The sequence below is a fragment of the Paenibacillus anseongensis genome (assembly GCF_009757995.1).
Lineage (GTDB): Bacteria > Bacillota > Bacilli > Paenibacillales > NBRC-103111 > Paenibacillus_E > Paenibacillus_E chondroitinus.
This window is the reverse complement of sequence record NZ_WSEM01000022.1, coordinates 1-16924: the sequence shown is the minus strand read 5'-3', so window position 1 is coordinate 16924 and position 16924 is coordinate 1. Positions and strand designations below refer to the sequence as shown.

Sequence of the window (16924 nt, the reverse complement as noted above, 5' to 3'; positions counted from 1 at the left end):
AATGCATGCAGCTGACGAATACTAATCGGTCGAGGGCTTAACCTAATATAGGGATCTTTGAACGTAGTTCAAAGTCTCTCAGATTTGCCCAAAGAAAAAAACCTAAGAATCAAACCTTTACGCAAGTTTCGTATCTAGTCTTCAGGGAATAAATCCCTACTGTGGCGATCGTGGCGAAGGGGTTAACGCACTGGTTTGTGGATCCAGCATTCGTGGGTTCAAGTCCCATCGGTCGCCCTTTTCCCTTATCTTATTGGGGATTAGCCAAGCGGTAAGGCAACGGACTTTGACTCCGTCATGCCTAGGTTCGAATCCTAGATCCCCAGTTTACTTTCCTTTAAGCGGTCGTGGTGGAACGGCAGACACACCATCTTGAGGGGGTGGCGCTCACAAGGCGTGAGGGTTCAAATCCCTCCGACCGCATCCCAGTTTTACGAGAAAACCTTACATATGTAAGGTTTTTTTGTTTTATAACAGAATCACAAAATAACGAGAAACCTCCTATATCCAATTGCTGCTAATTGATTCTATCAATTTAAAGAAAGACATTCGGAAAAACGGATATTCTACATGAGATTAGGTCGATTTACGTTAAATTCCATATAAAATCACGAACAATAACCTTGATTAATTAAGGAATCCTATGTATTATTAATATAGCTCGAAAAAATACAGATCAATTATTCCTCTTGAAGGTGATTTAATGTCCGTACCGGATGATTCTAATGAATACAAGAAGAAGCTGTGTCACCTGTATAACGAGATATCCAAAGAATTATTCGGTTTTGGTACCACCTTGCTGAAGGTTTCCTTGGATCAGAATATCATTACGTTTCATGCCAAGCATCGTCGGTCGCCCCGCTCAACGGCTTTAGAAGGAGAGGCTCCTACGCTTAAACACGAGGTCGATTTTTACATGTCCTCGATTTACAAGAAGAGAATCCGGGAAAAGCTGGAGCAAGAACTAGGGTTGTCCATGGATGCGGTGTTAAGAGACTATGATCCGCCGACGCAATGGGCCATCACGAACATTATTCTTAAACCAACTAAATAGTCTAGACCACGGTGTATCTCTTTTGATCTATCTTAAGGGCATACCCGCTTGAATATCACTTGATGTCTCTTTCCATTGTTTACGATGAAAAGTGCTCTTGTTAGAAGGTATCTTCTATCAAGGGCACTTTTCTATTTTTTTCAGGTCTTAGCAAGAGCGCGGCATATATTTGTAAGCCCGTGTAGCATACTAGTAAAAATTTAACAAAGGGATTTGCGCTACAAATTATATATATGATATTGGGAGGATGTTAACGATGAAACAAAAAATGCTTCGTGGTTTGATTTCTTTATCTGTAGTAGGACTGGCTTTGACGGGATGCGGTACCGCACCTGCGAAAGATCAGGGAAATACTGGAACCGCAACAGCTTCACCTGCGGGAACATCAGGGGAACCTACACAATTGGTTATTTCCACTTGGGGTTTTTCCGATGATTTCTTCAAGAAAGAAGTATATGCACCTTTTGAGAAAGAGCATAATGTGAAGATTGTTTTGGAAATCGGCAATAACTCCGAACGTTTAAACAAAGTGAAACAAGGCAGTTCCAAAGTCGATCTTATTTATTTATCCGACTACTATGCACAGCAAGGAATTGAAGCAGGACTTTTTGAAAAAATCGACCGCAGTCGTATTCCGAATTTAAAAGATATCTACGATATTGCGAAAGCACCGCTTGGTGAGGACTATGGTCCTGCCTATACCGTTGGCCGTTTCGGAATTGCTTACAATCCGAAAGCAGTAGGCAAAGAGATCACGTCGTGGAGCGACCTGTGGAGTCCTGAACTCTCCAAGAAGCTGACGCTGCCAAACATTACGTCTACTACAGGTCCAATGGTGCTGGATGCGGCGTCACTGGTATCCGGTAATGCAAAGTTCAACGAGGACCAAGCTTTCACCAAGGTGAAGGAGCTGAATAAAGGAGTCGTCAAGTACTATGGACAAACTTCTGAATTCGTGAATATGTTCGCACAAGGTGAAATTGCTGCGGGTCCGATCATGGAGATGTATGTGAAGGATTTGAAAGCGGCTGTACCGGATACGAAGTTCATCTCCCCGAAAGAAGGGGCATATGCCGTAATGAATACGGTCAACGTTATTAAAGGAAGCAAAAATAAGCAGCTAGCGGAAGACTTCATCAACTGGCATTTGAGCAAAGAGGTACAAGAGAAATCTGCGAAAGCAAAAGTGGATTCACCTGTAAACACGACGCTGCAGCTTTCAGCTGATGAAGCTCAAGGGATTACGTATGGCGCTGATGTTGTAAACAAGCTGATCAAGATGGATATGAAATTCGTGAATGAGCATCTTAAATCTTGGATTGACCGTTGGAACAAGGAAGTTGCTCAATAATATCAAAGTGGACAAGGGTATATGCTTGGGTGTATACCTTTGTTTTCTTAAAAGGACCTGAAGGGGGCTTGGTTATGAAAAAGAAAGTCATCCTCGACGTGGATACAGGGATCGATGATGCGTTAGGCATCCTGCTTGCTGTACGAAGCGGAGAAATGGACGTACTAGGCATCACTACGGTGAATGGAAACGTATCGCTGGACCAAGCGACCAAGAATACATGCAAAATTCTCCAATTACTGGAGAAGGAACATGAGATTCGTGTCATTCAAGGCGCGAATAAACCTTTGATGCGCCCGACGTTCTTTGAGCACCGCGTCCATGGTAAGGATGGGCTTGGCGGGGCATTACTTGACATGCCGGTTCACGTGGAGGCAGCGGACGGGCATGCCGTTGATTTCATCGTGGAACAAGTGAAACAGCATGCGGGAGAGGTCACGTTGGTTATGACGGCTCCACTGACGAATCTGGCATTGGCGGTTATGAAGTATCCGGAGCTGGTTCATCAGGTGAAAGAAGTGATTGTGATGGGCGGTGTCGTTCAAGGATTCGGCAATGTGACGCCTACAGCGGAGTTCAACATGTACGTTGATCCGGAAGCGGCCAAAATCGTATTCCAGGCAGGTTTTCCAGACCTGACGCTTGTCGGGTTGGATGTAACAAGGAAAGCGCTGCTGACAGATGACCATATCCGTGCACTCGGTGACTCGCCAATAGCCCGATATGTGAAGGAGAGCACTGCGGAATATATGGAGCGTTACTATGAACGCAATGGTGTTAGAGCTTGCGCGCTTCATGATCCTCTTGCTGTCGGAGTAGCTTTAAATAAACAGCTGGTCACTACCCGCAAGTACTACGTCGATGTAGAAACCAAGAGTGAGCTATGCGATGGGCAAACGGTATGCGATTTCCAGAATCGCTTGTCCAAAGCGGCCAACGTGCACGTATGCACCGAGGTTGGGGCTGACGAATTTCTCGAACTTTTTATCCGCACGTTACGTGCATAGCGAACCAAGGAACAGGAGTATAGCTGCATGAAAAAAACGTACTTATTATTACTATTGCTGCCAGGCGTATTATTCCTGACGGTTTTCATGGTAGTTCCGATCCTTCTTACGATAGGTTCGACCTTTTTCGATAAAGGAACATTTACCTTTGCAGGGTATTTAAATTTTTTCAAAGACCCCTACTTCCTCAAAATTGTATGGACGACGCTGCGTGTCAGCTTGGTAACCACGATTCTCTGTATCATCCTGGGGTTCCCGGTAGCCTATTTTATATCCAAACAAGGACCGAGACAGAAGGCGATTTTGCTTGCGCTCGCCATTTTCCCACTGCTAACAAGCTCTGTCGTTAGATCGTTTAGTTGGATGATTATTTTAGGTAAAAAAGGGTTACTCAACAACGCTCTGATCGCGATCGGTCTCATTAAGGAACCACTGGATATTTTGTACACGCCAACGGCCATGATGATCGGTCTCATCCATTTGTTTTTACCGCTCATCCTTATTACGTTGGTCGGTGTTCTTGAGAATATAGATCCGGATCTGATCAAAGCAGCGGAGAGCTTGGGGGCTAACCGATTTAAAGCCTTCGTGAAGGTCATTGTACCACTCAGCGTTCCCGGATTAATCATAGGAAGTATTCTTGTTTTTGTCGGCAGTTTGACGGCATATACAACGCCTGCTTTGCTCGGTGGCAAGCAGCGGGTTATCTCCACTTTCCTTTATCAGAATGCGATTACGCTTAACGACTGGCATCTTGCCTCCGTCATAGCCGTGATTATGATCGTGATTACCTTCGTCGTCATCGCGCTTATGAATAAACTGGCGACTAAATTAAATCCGAAGGGGTAGAAGTATGCGGGAAAAGAATCGAGGGCTGGCGTTTTTCACCCTTCTTGTCTATATTTTCTTGCTCGGGCCGCTCGTTATTATAGCATTTGCTTCATTTGAGCCAGGGAGTGTACTGAAATTCCCACCGACAGGATTTTCGTTGAAATGGTACCGCAACATTTGGGAAGTTAAGATGTTCATGACAACCGCGGGTACCTCTATTATTGTATCGCTGATCGGTAATTTGTTTGCTTTGCTGCTTGGAATACCAGCGGCGTACGCGTTAAGCCGGTTTACGTTTAAAGGGAAAGAGGCGCTGAATGCCGTTTTTATTTCCCCTGTGTTGATTCCCGGCATCGTCCTTGGTTTTACGATGCTGAGATATCTTATCGTCACGTATAACCTTCCGATCTATGCAGCTCTGCTGATTGGGCATACGGTGATCATGCTTCCATTCATTATCCGCGTCGTTGCATCAAGCTTATCTAACTTCGATTTCGCGGTAGAGGAAGCTGCTTTAAGTCTTGGCGCCGGACGGCTGAAAACGTTCTTTAAAGTGGTCCTGCCGAACATTAAATCAGGTATTATTGCAGCTGTTCTGATTGCATTTTTGGAATCTTTTAATAATGTCGACATCTCGGTCTTTATGACGGGTCCCGGAATCAGCACGCTGCCTATTCAGATGCTGACGTACGTGGAGAACCATTTTGACCCTACGATTGCTGCTATTTCGGTTTTACTTATGATTTTAACTGCGGTACTTATGTTCATCATTGAACGGTTGATGGGTTTATCCTACTTCACCAAACGATAACGGAGGCTTTCATCCATGGCATTGCTTACTTTGGAAAATATTTCGGTTGCCTACGACCAGCAATATATTTTGAAGGACTTCAATTTAAGTGTAGAAAAAGGAAATTTAATATCGCTACTCGGTCCAAGCGGATGCGGGAAAACGACGACCTTGCGGCTCATCGCCGGTTTTTTGGAAGCTAAATCAGGCAAATTTGCTTTAAATGGGAAGGATTACACGCGAATTCCCGTCAGCAAGCGTAACTTCGGCTTCGTTTTCCAGAGTTATGCGCTGTTCCCGCACTTGTCCATCTACGATAATGTGGCTTTCGGCCTGCGTCTTCGGAAGGTAGGCGGGGCGGAGCTTGATCGACGTGTTCGCAGTATTCTGGAAACGGTAAGCTTGTCCGGCTTCGAGAAGCGTTATCCGAAAGAACTTTCAGGCGGTCAAAGACAGCGGGTGGCCATTGCCCGGGCGCTAGTCATCGAACCTGAGCTGCTGCTTTTCGACGAGCCCCTAAGCAATCTGGACGCTAATCTGCGCATCAATATGCGTGTTGAGATTCGCCGTATTCAGCAGGAACTTGGTATCACTACCGTCTATGTATCGCATGATCAGGAGGAGTGCTTCTCTATCTCGGATCAGGTGGCCATTATGAACAAAGGGATTATTGAGCAGCTGGGCGCTCCAGCGACGATTTTCAAATATCCCAAAACGGAGTTCGTAGCTCGTTTTATTGGTTTCACGAATTTTATCTCTTTTGACACCAGGTATGATGAAAAAGAAGTGATTGCCCTGAAAGTGAAAGATCATATGTTCACTGTAACCAAGCATGCCAGTAAGGGAGAGCAGGTCGGGATGCAAGGCGCTATTCGTCCGGATGATGTCCTTCTAGGTATGCCGGGAGAGATCGAGGAAGGTCCCAATGTAGTGACAGGACGTGTGAAAGTGAGCACCTTTTTAGGCAGAAGCTATCAATACGTCGTTCAGACGATGCTCGGAGACATTACAGTCAATAAAGAAATGGAACTCCCGTATCCGAGCGGGCAAGAGGTTCGGCTTCATTTTCCAAGCGAGAAATTGGTTCTAGTAGAGTAGTGTACTTGGAGGGAAAGGCATATGCAGGTTGATTTACTGATCGAAAATGTAAAGATTTATAATAGTTATTTTAAAACATTCATTGAAGGTAATGCAGCCATTCTGGATGGCAAGTTTCTATATATAGGGACTAAAGGTGCTGAAAGTTTTGCAGCTGCCGAACGTTTGGACGGGCAAGGGCGCTACATGATTCCAGGGCTCATTGACATCCATCTGCACATTGAAAGCACAATGGTCACTCCGGAGACATTCTCGTACGGCCTTATTCGCAATGGGGTTACGACGATTGTTCCCGAGCCGCATGAAATTGCTAATGTTTTCGGATTAGACGGGGTCAAAGAATTTATCAAAGCAAGCCAGAATTGTGTAGCGGACATGTTCTATGCTCTTCCTAGTTCGGTTCCTGCCACATCGATGGAAACGTCCGGCGGCTCGATTGAAATCGAGGATATGGATGAGCTTTTGCGGACGGAGCGCATTATTTGCTTAGGTGAAATTATGAACTTCGTGGATGTCATCACCGATCCGGACTGCAAAACAAATCAGATTATCAACCATATTCGCAAACACTATCCTCACCTTATTATTGAGGGGCATGTGCCGAAGTTGCTGGATTTGGACTTGCATAAGATGATTTACAGCGGAGTCGACTCCGATCACACGCATCAGACGATTGAGGGGATGGAAGCCAGAATCGCTGCGGGCATGTTTATTGAAATTCAAGAGAAATCAATGACATCTGAAGTGATGGATTATTTGATCGAGCATGAAGTATCGGAGCATTTTTGCTTTGTTACCGACGATGTCATGGCGGATTCCTTCGAGCGGCGCGGTCACTTGAATCACATTGTGCGTAAAGCCATCGAGATGGGCATGAAGCCTGAGCATGCGATCTATGCCAGTACCCTTTCTCCGGCCAAAAGAATGCGGATGTATGATCGCGGTGTTATTGCACCGGGCAAAGTCGGCGATTTCCAGTTGATTTCTGATCTGGAGCTTCTGACAATTGACCAAGTGTTCAAGCACGGACGCAAGGTTTATGATGTTCGAGAGGCTTATACGTCAGTCACGAACGAACCTGCTTTTCCGCCGCATTATTATCAAAGCGTCCAGATGTCGCCGTTAACAGAAGCGGATTTCTCAGTTAACGTAGACGTAGAGGACGGTTCATATGCCTGCCGTGTCATGATGGTGAAAAACGGCTCTACCTTTACAGAAGAACATCATACGGAGGTTCATGTCCGTTCTGGTGAACTTATGTGGCAGGATAGTGGAAAAGGACTTATTGCTACTTTTGAACGCTATGGTAAAAACGGAAATCGCGCTTATGGTTTAATTGGCGGCGATACGATTAAACGCGGAGCTGTGGCGACGACGTACTCCCACGATAATCATAATTTACTTGTTGTCGGTCACAATCCTCAGGATATGGTCATCGCGGCGAACGAAGTGATTAACAATCAGGGGGGCTTTAGCGTCGTAGAAGACGGAAAAGTCATCGCTTCTCTTAAGCTGCCTGTTGGCGGGATTTTGACGGAAGCTCCACTTGAGCAAGTTGCTAAAGAAGTAGAACATCTGCGTAAAGCGATGGAATCATTAGGCTACTATCATTATAATCCTATTATGTCGATCAGCACGCATTCTTTACCTGTAAGTCCTGCTTTGAAAATTACCGACCACGGTCTAATCGACGTGAACAGCGGCAAAGTCGTACCGCTAATCGTCTCTAATTAATATAAAATCCCGCACTCATTATGAGGCGGGATTTTTTGTGTTTATTTCTTGTCGGCAAGCCAAGTAGCGAGGGATGAAATTTCATCATCGGATAACTTGCCTTTGAAGCTAGGCATTGCGCCTTTCCCGTTTGTCACCGTTGAAGCAACTTGGTCCTTAGACAGCTTGCTGCCTACTTTTTGAAGATTAGGTCCTACGGCACCTTCCAAGTTGACGCCATGGCAGCTAACACAGTTAGCTTTGAACACAGCGGATGCTTCCACCTTCGTTGTAGTCCCTGTGCTCGCAGACGGGCTAGCTGACACGGCAGGGCTTGCAGAAGCGGCCGGGCTCGGTTTTGTTTCGGTTTTGCCGCAAGCAGCTAAAGAACTGGCGAGCAGCAGCGAGAGGACTAATAGCGTTTTCTTCATGTGAACTTCTCCTCATATACATAGGTTCAAGTGCAAGACAGCCACTGGTTGCATGCAAAATCTGCATAATGACTGTAAATTTACATTGCCCGAATTGCTAATTTTTCATACAACAATGAATAAGATAACGGGTCTGAGCTCATGATATCCATAACTACCATAACTAACCTATCGTTCATAAAATTCCAAGGAGGCAATCAAATGGCTGAGAAAAATGTGGAAAATTCTCCTGACCAGTCGCGACGCAGTTTCCTAAAATATACCGGTACCGCCATAGGTGGAGTGGTGGTCGGAGGAGTGATTGGCAGTGCGATTTCCGGTGGATTTACCAAAAAGTCCACGACGCCAACCCCTTCGCCATCACCATCGGCATCCCCGCAAGCTCAAGCCGGAATGGACTACAACAGAGCGCCTATGTTCTTCAATCAGGCTCAGCTGCAAATGACGGAAGCTGCGGCTGAACGCATTTTCCCCAAAGATGACAGCGGTCCCGGGGCGACGGACTTAGGAGTTGCCTTTTACATCGATCATCAGTTGGCAAGCCCATGGGGAGTGAATGCCCGCACGTATCGGACGGGTCCCTTTGTGAAAGGGGAAGCGACGCAAGGCGACTACTTAAGTATTCAGCGCCACGAGTTGATTACGATGGGCCTGCAGAGCATGGAGGAAACGAGCAAGTCGAAATATACCAAATCCTTCGTGGAGTTGGCTCCTGAGGAACAGGATGCGATCCTGACCTCGATGGAAAAAGGCGAAATTAATGTGGTAAATGGCGTAACGGGTAAAACCTTTTTCAACCAATTCCGTGTGCTCGTGATGGAGGGCGTGTATTCAGACCCGCTGTACGGTGGGAATAAGGATATGCAGGGCTGGAAAATGCGCAAATATCCGGGCAACCAAATGAGCTATACCAATATCATGGACAAAGATCAATTCGCCGTTATGGAACCGCGGAGCTTGCATGATCATTTTGTTCATTAAATGTGAAATCCAATGAGGGAAGGGAATAAAGCACATGGCTACTAAAATGCCAAAAGTTCCGGTAGTTATTGTTGGAATGGGATGGGTCGGGGGCATTATCGCTGCCGAGCTGTCCAAGCAAGGAGTCAAGGTGGTTGGTTTGGAGCGGGGAAAGCCAAGAGACACTAAGGATTACTACATGGTGCATGACGAGCTGCGATACGCCTCCAGATACGATCTGATGCAGGATCTATCCAAAGAAACGGTGACGTTCCGTAATACGGATAAAGTAGCGGCAGTCCCCATGCGAGAATATGGTTCCTTTTTGCTTGGTGAAGGGCTTGGCGGGTCGAGCATTCACTGGAATGGACAAACGTACCGGTTTCTTCCGTACGATTTTGAAATCTACAGCAAAACGGTCGAGAGGTACGGCAAGCAGAAAATCCCGGACGGAATGACCATCCAGGACTGGGGTATTACATATGACCAATTAGAGCCTTATTTCGATAAATTTGAAAAGCTGGCTGGCATCTCGGGGGACCCGGACCAGAATCCGATGGTGGGCAAGCGTTCGAATCCGTTTCCAACCAAGGCTATGGTGAAAACGCCGGTTCTGAAATTGTTCGAGGATGCGACGAAAAAACTGGGTTATCACCCCTACATGATGCCGTCTGCGAATCTTTCGGAACAATATACGAACCCGGACGGTATCACCCGAGCGGCATGCCAGTATTGCGGATATTGCGAACGTTTTGGTTGTGAATATGGAGCCAAAGCGGATGCCGTGGTGACTGTGCTGCCGATTGCTCAGAAGTCGGGTAATTTCGAACTGCGATCTTACTCGAATGTGATCCAAGTGTTAAATGACGGCAAAAAAGCTAGCGGTGTTGTGTACGTCAACACAGTGACAGGAGAACAGTTCGAACAGCCTGCTGATGTGGTCATTATGGCCAGCTATGTGTTCAACAACATTAAGCTCCTGCTGACTTCCAAATTGGGTAAACCATATGATCCAGCCTCCGGTAAAGGAGTAATCGGCAAAAATTACTGCTACCAAACGAACGGCGGCTCGGCGACCGGATTTTTTGATGACAAAGAATTTAATTTGTTTGCCGGTGCCGGATCGCTGGGTATGGAGATTCCGGACTTTAATGGAGATAATTTTGACCACAGCAGTCTTAATTTCCTTCATGGAGCTGGTATTCGGATTTCACAAACCGGACAACGGCCGATTGCTACCAACTCCGTTCCGAAAGGCACGCCTGCGTGGGGGAAAGATTTTAAACAGAAATCTCTAAAATACGCGAACAGCGTCTTAGCTGTATCCCCGCAAGGATCAAGTCTGCCTTGGAAGCATCACTATGTTGATCTGGATCCTACCTATAAAGATGCCTATGGGCTCCCGCTGCCGCGAATTACGTTTGATTTTGAAGAACAGGATCGGCAAATGATCAAATTCGTGAGCGGTAAAGCCGCTGAAATTATGAAGGAAATGAATCCAACAAGTATTGGTTCATCGGACCAGCTCGGGCCTTACAACATTGTGCCGTATCAGTCCACGCATAACACCGGCGGTGTGATCATGGGTTCGGACCCTTCAACTTCAGCTGTTAATTCCTATTTGCAAATGTGGGATGCAGAAAATGTATTTGTTGTCGGAGCGTCAGCATTTGCACATAACAGCGGATATAACCCGACTGGGACGGTTGGAGCTCTTGCATATAGAGCCGTTGAAGGGATCGCGAAATATTTGAAACAAGGCGGAATGGTCGTTTAAACAAGCTGCCGACATGACCCTATAGATCGGAGGGATCAGATGGGGCAAGAAGATTTGATTTTGCATCTCACTGAGGTTCGCAAGCGGTTGATTATTGTGTTTGCTTGGTTTCTGGTTATGCTTTGCGCGGGGCTATATCTGTCCAGTGACATTTTGCTGTATTTGAAGACGCAGCCTATGATCGGTGAGATTAAGTGGAATGTGTTCTCGTTTACAGATGGGCTGATGATCTATATGAAGTGCGCTTTTCTCTTCGCTTTATTGTTTACCGTGCCGGTGATGCTCTATCAATTGTGGGCATTCGTCAGGCCAGGGCTGACAGAAGCGGAGTCCAAAAGCGCTCTTCCCTACATCCCGGTGGCTTTTGCGCTTTTCATTATCGGGGTAGCGTTCAGTTATTGGGTCGTCTTCCCCATGATGGTTCGCTTTATGATGCGCATGAATCAAACGATTGGCGCGGTGGAAACGTACGGCATTGACCGGTATTTTGGGTTTCTGTTCCAAATCGTATTTCCGATGGCGATCGCGTTCGAACTGCCTGTGATTCTTCTCTTTCTGACCAAAATAGGACTGCTGACGCCGGAGCGCTTGAAAATGTCCAGGAAATACGCGTACATCGCTTTAACGATTACAGGCTCCTGCATTTCGCCTCCGGATATGGTTTCACATCTGTCGGTTACCGTGCCCTTGCTGTTGTTGTTTGAGATCAGCGCGTTGGCTTCCAACTGGCAGTGGAGAGCGATGAGGCAAGGTAGGCTAGAGAATAGTTGAGGGAGACAAGCCAGTCTGATAAGTAGCAAAGTTTTTATAAAAGGAGGATACGTATGTTTAACAATATTGGTGTATCAGGTTTAATCTTGATTTTGGCGATTGCTTTAATCGTCTTCGGCCCGTCCAAATTGCCGCAGCTTGGAAGAGCATTTGGCGATACGCTGCGAGAGTTCCGCAATTCAACGCGTAATATTATGGATGAGGGCGAACGTGAGCATCTGATTGAAAATGAGGGGAAGAAGCCTTTTTGAGATGGTGAGTCGGTCGAATGGAAGATGAGGTGACACATCAAATGGGGGGAAGGGAACTATGGTTCCCTATTTTGATGAAATGGAACACTTTTCATGAAGTAGGGGAACTACGATCCTCTATTTTATGAATTTGAACTGAAAAATGCGCCATGGGAGACAAATAAGAGCCTGTAGTTCCGATTAAAAAGGAAACAGCTCTTTTTGCTCCGAATAAGGGACTATAGTTCCCTTGGATATGGGGATGTTCGCTTAAAGGACCGTCAGGGTGTGGAATCCCTGGCGGTTTTTTTTGTTTTTTGAAGGCTGTTTATCCACCTAAGAAAATTCATTTTATATTAATATTAAATTAATTTAAATATGGATAATTAAGGTTATAAATTTGTCGTGGATGTGGTAAAACAAATGACGATTCGTTTAAGACTAACCTTACTTTATTCAACTATTCTGGGATTCGTATTATTAGTTTTTGGTATATCACTCTACTTTTTTTTGCAATTTTATATATTTAATGATTTAAAAAAATCACTAAGGGAGCAGACAGATCTTATACAAAAGAACGTAGCATATCAAATAGAACGTTCCCCTAATGGTTGGAATTTATTTTTTCGGCTTGATGATTTTGATGCGGTTGGCTCCGGTATTTTTATGCAAATAACTAATTTCACTAGTGGCTACACAACAAAATCATCTAATTTATGGAATGTGGATCTTCCATTTTCAACGGAGGATTTGCAAAAGAAAAAAGAAGGTTTCTATTCTTCAGTAAGTATTCATAACTCACCTTTTTTAATATACAGTGATCCACTAATATTAAATGGAAAGATAGTTGGAGTTCTACAGGCGGCATATAACGTTGGTGTTATAACTAATTTCCTTTCTAGTCTGCAGTGGATACTTGTTATGTTATCAGTTTTTGTGGTACTGCTCGCGATGTTTATGGGATGGTTCTTTTCTAGAAAAGCCTTAAAACCAATATATACTTTAATTAACGCAACAAAAAATATTAAAAATAGTGAAGACTTTTCAACAAGAATAAATCATAAAGGTCCTCAGGATGAAATTGGACTCCTTAGTGAAACGATGAATAGCATGTTAGAACGTATAGACTCAATTTATGGTGAGTTAGAACAATCATCAGTCATTCAAAGAAAATTTGTTGCTGATGCCTCCCATGAGCTTAGAACGCCCCTTACAACTATTAGTGGAAATGCTGAATTTCTTGTTAAACTGATGAAATCTTTGCATCAAAAACTGTATGATCTACCTGAAAAACAAGAAATCGAAATTTCTTTAGAGGCACTAAATGACATTACAGACGAGTCATTGAGGATGGGGAGACTTGTGAACGATCTATTGTCACTGGCGAGAGCGGATGGAGGTTTTCAGATAAATAAAGAAGTTTATGAACTACAGCCTATTGTTGAAACAGTAATAAGAAAGTCTGAGTTTATGCCAAAATCAGTTGAATGGGCGGTCGGAAACATGGAGTCTTTGTTCGGAATCTATATTTTGGCCGACAGGGATTATTTGCAGCAATTGCTTTTCATTTTTATTGATAATGCTTTTAAGTTTACATATCAAGGGTCTGTAAAGATGGAATTCGAAAGGATTGGAAATAAAATAGGATTGTTTATTAAGGATACCGGTATCGGAATGGATAAGGATGAATTAAACCATATTTTTGATAGATTTTACCGAGCGGACTCTTCTAGAGGAAAAACCCCAGGAACCGGATTAGGGTTATCGATTGCAAAATGGATATTAGATGAGCATGAGGGATTTGTCGAAGTTACTAGTTCTAAAGGTAAGGGGTCAATCTTTAAGATTTGGTTGCCTATTTATACTGGAACTAGGATTTAAGAATACATGATTACACTGTTAGGATTGGTCACGATATAATCAATTTCACAACAAAACCTCGACACTCCGCGAAGGATGGTCGAGGTTTGGCTTATTTATAGGCTTAGCCGGGCAAATCCTTTTTGTTCGCTTGTTTCACAGCTGATCTTCCAAGCTGCAGGAACAAGTTTATCGTAAAGAGGATGATGCCGATAACGACAAGCAAGGAGCTGACAATGACAAGCGGGAGCATGGCGGAATTGCCGGAAATAATCTCAATCGCGAGTCCACCCTGCATAAGAGGCAAGCCAATGTTATGTAACCAGAAGTGAAGTTTGGCAAGGCGCGTTTCTGATGCATGCGGATAGAAGTGATAGATGAGACCGAAGAGCGCCATCGAAACCCAACCTAGCAAATTCAAGTGCGCATGGACCGAGGCCAGTCTAAAATCTTGAATAATGCCCATCAACATTCCCAGTAGAACAGCGAGCGTGATGTAAATCGCAGCAATTTTCAAAAATGTCTTAGCCATTCAGCGAATCCCCTCCAAATTTTTACTTCACACTTATTGTATGCTATATACAACGAAATACAAGTCACGAGGAATCAAATTGGATGAAATATTTTATTAAACGGATTAGACGGTACATTGTTATAAAATAAATTAAATATTTGGCATTGTTTCACATATTATTTCATTATTTATATAATATATTGTAATTGTGTTTAATGTAGTAATACATTAATCGGCATGATGAAGGGGGAGCATGTTATGAGCAGCTTGGCATCTTCGATGGAGTTCGAGAGTAAAAAGGTTCCACGCCACCGCACCTACGACTTTCAGAGAGTTATGGCGAATCGGCAGGAACGAAGAGAACACGAGGAGTGTGGAGAAACAGCTTTTTATCCCATATCACCAGTAGCCTTGGCACTTTATTACGGATTTGATTATGACACAGAGCCTGTCGGGTAACCCGGCAGGTTTTTATATTGTGTAGCGGCTGATGGGGCCCATTGCTTACTTTTTCCAGTTGAATAGACTATACTTATTTCAATGTTATAGCACAGTTCAGCGAGGTGTGAACGATGAGCACAGGCCATTCGGAGCTGCATACGAAGCATGAACAAATTACGAAGTATATTGAATCTTTGCCTGTCGGCACCAAGCTGTCTGTTCGGCAAATTGCTCAAGATTTGGATGTGAGTGAAGGAACGGCTTATCGGGCCATCAAAGAGGCGGAAAATATCGGGCTAGTCAGCACCAAACGCCGAATCGGTACGATACGCATGGAGAAAAAAGAAGAGCCCGTCATCGATAAGTTAACGTTCGCAGAAATCGTGAATGTGGTGGAAGGCGTTGTTCTTGGAGGATCAACAGGCATACATAAGTCACTGAACAAGTTCGTAATTGGCGCTATGCAGCTGGAAGCGATGCTGAAATACATTGAAGCGGGCAACTTGCTAATTGTCGGTAATCGCGTGCAAGCCCATATGTGCGCACTGAGCCAAGGAGCCGGGGTGCTGATTACGGGCGGGTTCGATACGACGCCTGAAGTCAAAGAGCTGGCAGATGAACTTCACCTGCCGATTATCGGGAGTTCTTTTGATACGTTCACGGTGGCTACGATGATCAATCGCGCGATGGAAGACAGGCTGATTAAGAAGAAGATACTGATGGTCGGTGACATCATGCGGAAGGACAGTCCGATTTACTCGCTGGAAGGAACGGACACCGTCAAAGATATGCAAAAGCTGGCGGAGAAAACCATGCACACGCGCTATCCTGTCATCGACGGCAAAAGGGTGCCCATTGGGATGATTACCACCAAGGATATTGTTGGTGCGAAGCCGAGCCAACTCATCAGCAGCTTAATGACGCCGAATCCGCTTATGATTAATTTGAAAACATCGGTCGCTTCAGCAGGGCACATGATGGTGTGGGAAGGGATTGAACTGCTGCCTGTTATTGATAACGAGCGGAAAATGATCGGCGTCATTAGCCGCAAAGATGTCATGAAGGCAATGCAGCATATGCAGCAGCAGCCGCAGAACGCAGAGACGTTCGAGGTGCAGATCTATGCAGGGATCGACGAAGTGCGCGATGCCGAGGGCAAGTTGTCTTTCAGAGGCACGATTACGCCTCAAATGACGAACTTCGAGGGTTTGGTATCGGAGGGGGTGCTCACCACGATTATGATTCGTGCGGCCTATCGCACGGTGAAAGAGCATAAGAAGGGCGATCTCATTCTGGATAGCTCATCCAGTTATTTTCTGATTCCGATGCAAATGGACGAGGTCTTTGAAATTGTGCCGACGATTGTGGAAATGACGCGCCGATTCTGTAAAATTGATATGGAAATCACGGCGAATGGAGCCAGGGTGGCCAGATCGATGTTTACGGCACGCATCCTATAAAATTGAATTAAAATCAAAGGAGGATATGCACATGCTTGCTTCGATTCATAAAAAGGATAACGGGTTTATCGCACAGTTCGATCGTCCGCTTGGGCATGCTGTCAGCGAGGTTTGGGCAGCCCTTACCGACAATGAGCGCCTAGAGAAATGGATGGCCAATCTTCAAGCCGATGATCTGCGCAAGGGTGGCCATATGAAATTTGATATGAAAGATGGCTCGGGTACTTTGATTGATATGGAGATTACCGATTATGAGCCGCTTTCCGTATTGGAATTCACGTGGGGGAAGGATCGTGTCCGGTTTGAAGTTTCGGCAAGATCAGAAGGTTCTTTGCTTGTTTTAAAAGAATTCATTGGCACGATGACGGACCACACTCCAAAGGACTTAGCCGGCTGGCATGTTTGTCTGGACATGATGGCTGCGCTGCTGGATGGGCAAGCGATGGAATTCCCGATGGATGAGTGGAAGAAATGGTACGAGCAGTATGGTGAGCTGGTGAAACAGGTTGGTTGATAGGTAGGCTGATCGGAACAGTTGGCCTGGTGCGCTGCCGCTTCCCCGACTCTCTAACGGACACAGTGCGGCTAGAATTAGAAGTGGACACATCGTTAAGTGACCCCAATAATAGACTTAAC

The 16924-nt window shown here is 45.1% G+C and carries 17 protein-coding genes and 3 tRNA genes; 18 read left to right on the top strand and 2 right to left on the bottom strand.

The window, feature by feature from the left end:
- Window positions 1–164: 164 nt before the first annotated feature.
- The 10 genes from GON05_RS26320 to GON05_RS26275 all read left to right on the top strand — a co-directional run bounded on the left by GON05_RS26320 (window position 165) and on the right by GON05_RS26275 (window position 7865).
- Window positions 165–237 (top strand) — tRNA-His (locus GON05_RS26320).
- Between the two features lie 17 nt (window positions 238–254).
- A tRNA-Gln gene (locus tag GON05_RS26315) sits at window positions 255–326 on the top strand.
- A gap of 15 nt (window positions 327–341) precedes the next feature.
- A tRNA-Leu gene (locus tag GON05_RS26310) sits at window positions 342–423 on the top strand.
- A 280-nt stretch (window positions 424–703) separates the two neighbouring features.
- Window positions 704–1054, top strand: coding sequence for a DUF2294 domain-containing protein (locus GON05_RS26305; protein WP_127456545.1), 351 nt, complete (start codon window positions 704–706; stop codon window positions 1052–1054).
- Window positions 1055–1310: 256 nt separating this feature from the next.
- Complete coding sequence (locus GON05_RS26300) at window positions 1311–2405, top strand: ABC transporter substrate-binding protein (protein WP_157323362.1); 1095 nt, start codon at window positions 1311–1313, stop codon at window positions 2403–2405.
- A gap of 74 nt (window positions 2406–2479) precedes the next feature.
- Window positions 2480–3412, top strand: a complete 933-nt coding sequence (locus GON05_RS26295; RefSeq protein WP_157323360.1) for a nucleoside hydrolase — start codon at window positions 2480–2482, stop codon at window positions 3410–3412.
- A 27-nt stretch (window positions 3413–3439) separates the two neighbouring features.
- Complete coding sequence (locus GON05_RS26290; protein ID WP_127456548.1) at window positions 3440–4261, top strand: ABC transporter permease; 822 nt, start codon at window positions 3440–3442, stop codon at window positions 4259–4261.
- A 4-nt stretch (window positions 4262–4265) separates the two neighbouring features.
- Window positions 4266–5054, top strand: a complete 789-nt coding sequence (locus GON05_RS26285; protein WP_157323358.1) for an ABC transporter permease — start codon at window positions 4266–4268, stop codon at window positions 5052–5054.
- Between the two features lie 15 nt (window positions 5055–5069).
- Window positions 5070–6131 carry an ABC transporter ATP-binding protein gene (locus GON05_RS26280; protein ID WP_157323356.1) on the top strand — a complete coding sequence of 354 codons (1062 nt, stop codon included), beginning with the start codon at window positions 5070–5072 and terminating at the stop codon, window positions 6129–6131.
- Between the two features lie 21 nt (window positions 6132–6152).
- Window positions 6153–7865, top strand: a complete 1713-nt coding sequence (locus GON05_RS26275) for an adenine deaminase C-terminal domain-containing protein (protein WP_157323354.1) — start codon at window positions 6153–6155, stop codon at window positions 7863–7865.
- A gap of 41 nt (window positions 7866–7906) precedes the next feature.
- Here the strand turns inward: GON05_RS26275 and GON05_RS26270 are convergent, their stop codons facing one another.
- Window positions 7907–8275 (bottom strand): c-type cytochrome, encoded by a 369-nt coding sequence (locus tag GON05_RS26270; RefSeq protein ID WP_157323352.1) that lies wholly within the window; start codon window positions 8273–8275, stop codon window positions 7907–7909.
- 201 nt (window positions 8276–8476) lie between these two features.
- On the opposite strand from GON05_RS26270, the gene GON05_RS26265 reads away from it, so the two are divergent.
- From GON05_RS26265 to GON05_RS26245, 5 genes are all read left to right on the top strand, one after another.
- On the top strand, window positions 8477–9256 hold the full coding sequence (locus tag GON05_RS26265) for a gluconate 2-dehydrogenase subunit 3 family protein (protein ID WP_157323350.1): 780 nt from the start codon (window positions 8477–8479) through the stop codon (window positions 9254–9256).
- Window positions 9257–9290: 34 nt separating this feature from the next.
- Window positions 9291–11012: a GMC family oxidoreductase gene (locus tag GON05_RS26260; RefSeq protein ID WP_157323348.1), complete on the top strand. Its 1722-nt coding sequence runs from the start codon at window positions 9291–9293 to the stop codon at window positions 11010–11012.
- A 39-nt stretch (window positions 11013–11051) separates the two neighbouring features.
- A complete protein-coding gene (gene tatC, locus GON05_RS26255) occupies window positions 11052–11783 on the top strand; it encodes a twin-arginine translocase subunit TatC (protein WP_127456555.1) in 732 nt (243 codons plus the stop codon).
- Window positions 11784–11836: 53 nt separating this feature from the next.
- The gene (gene tatA / locus GON05_RS26250) at window positions 11837–12034 is read left to right on the top strand and encodes a twin-arginine translocase TatA/TatE family subunit (RefSeq protein WP_127456556.1); all 198 of its coding nucleotides are present in this window, start codon (window positions 11837–11839) and stop codon (window positions 12032–12034) included.
- Window positions 12035–12436: 402 nt separating this feature from the next.
- Window positions 12437–13894, top strand: coding sequence for a sensor histidine kinase (locus GON05_RS26245; RefSeq protein WP_157323346.1), 1458 nt, complete (start codon window positions 12437–12439; stop codon window positions 13892–13894).
- Window positions 13895–13997: 103 nt separating this feature from the next.
- Here GON05_RS26245 and GON05_RS26240 read toward each other — a convergent pair whose 3' ends face one another.
- Window positions 13998–14405 carry a cytochrome-c oxidase gene (locus tag GON05_RS26240; RefSeq protein WP_157323344.1) on the bottom strand — a complete coding sequence of 136 codons (408 nt, stop codon included), beginning with the start codon at window positions 14403–14405 and terminating at the stop codon, window positions 13998–14000.
- Between the two features lie 240 nt (window positions 14406–14645).
- On the opposite strand from GON05_RS26240, the gene GON05_RS26235 reads away from it, so the two are divergent.
- The 3 genes from GON05_RS26235 to GON05_RS26225 all read left to right on the top strand — a co-directional run bounded on the left by GON05_RS26235 (window position 14646) and on the right by GON05_RS26225 (window position 16802).
- Complete coding sequence (locus GON05_RS26235; protein ID WP_127456559.1) at window positions 14646–14846, top strand: hypothetical protein; 201 nt, start codon at window positions 14646–14648, stop codon at window positions 14844–14846.
- A 113-nt stretch (window positions 14847–14959) separates the two neighbouring features.
- Window positions 14960–16288, top strand: a complete 1329-nt coding sequence (locus tag GON05_RS26230) for a DRTGG domain-containing protein (protein WP_157323342.1) — start codon at window positions 14960–14962, stop codon at window positions 16286–16288.
- Window positions 16289–16319: 31 nt separating this feature from the next.
- On the top strand, window positions 16320–16802 hold the full coding sequence (locus tag GON05_RS26225; RefSeq protein ID WP_157323340.1) for an SRPBCC family protein: 483 nt from the start codon (window positions 16320–16322) through the stop codon (window positions 16800–16802).
- Window positions 16803–16924 lie beyond the last annotated feature (122 nt).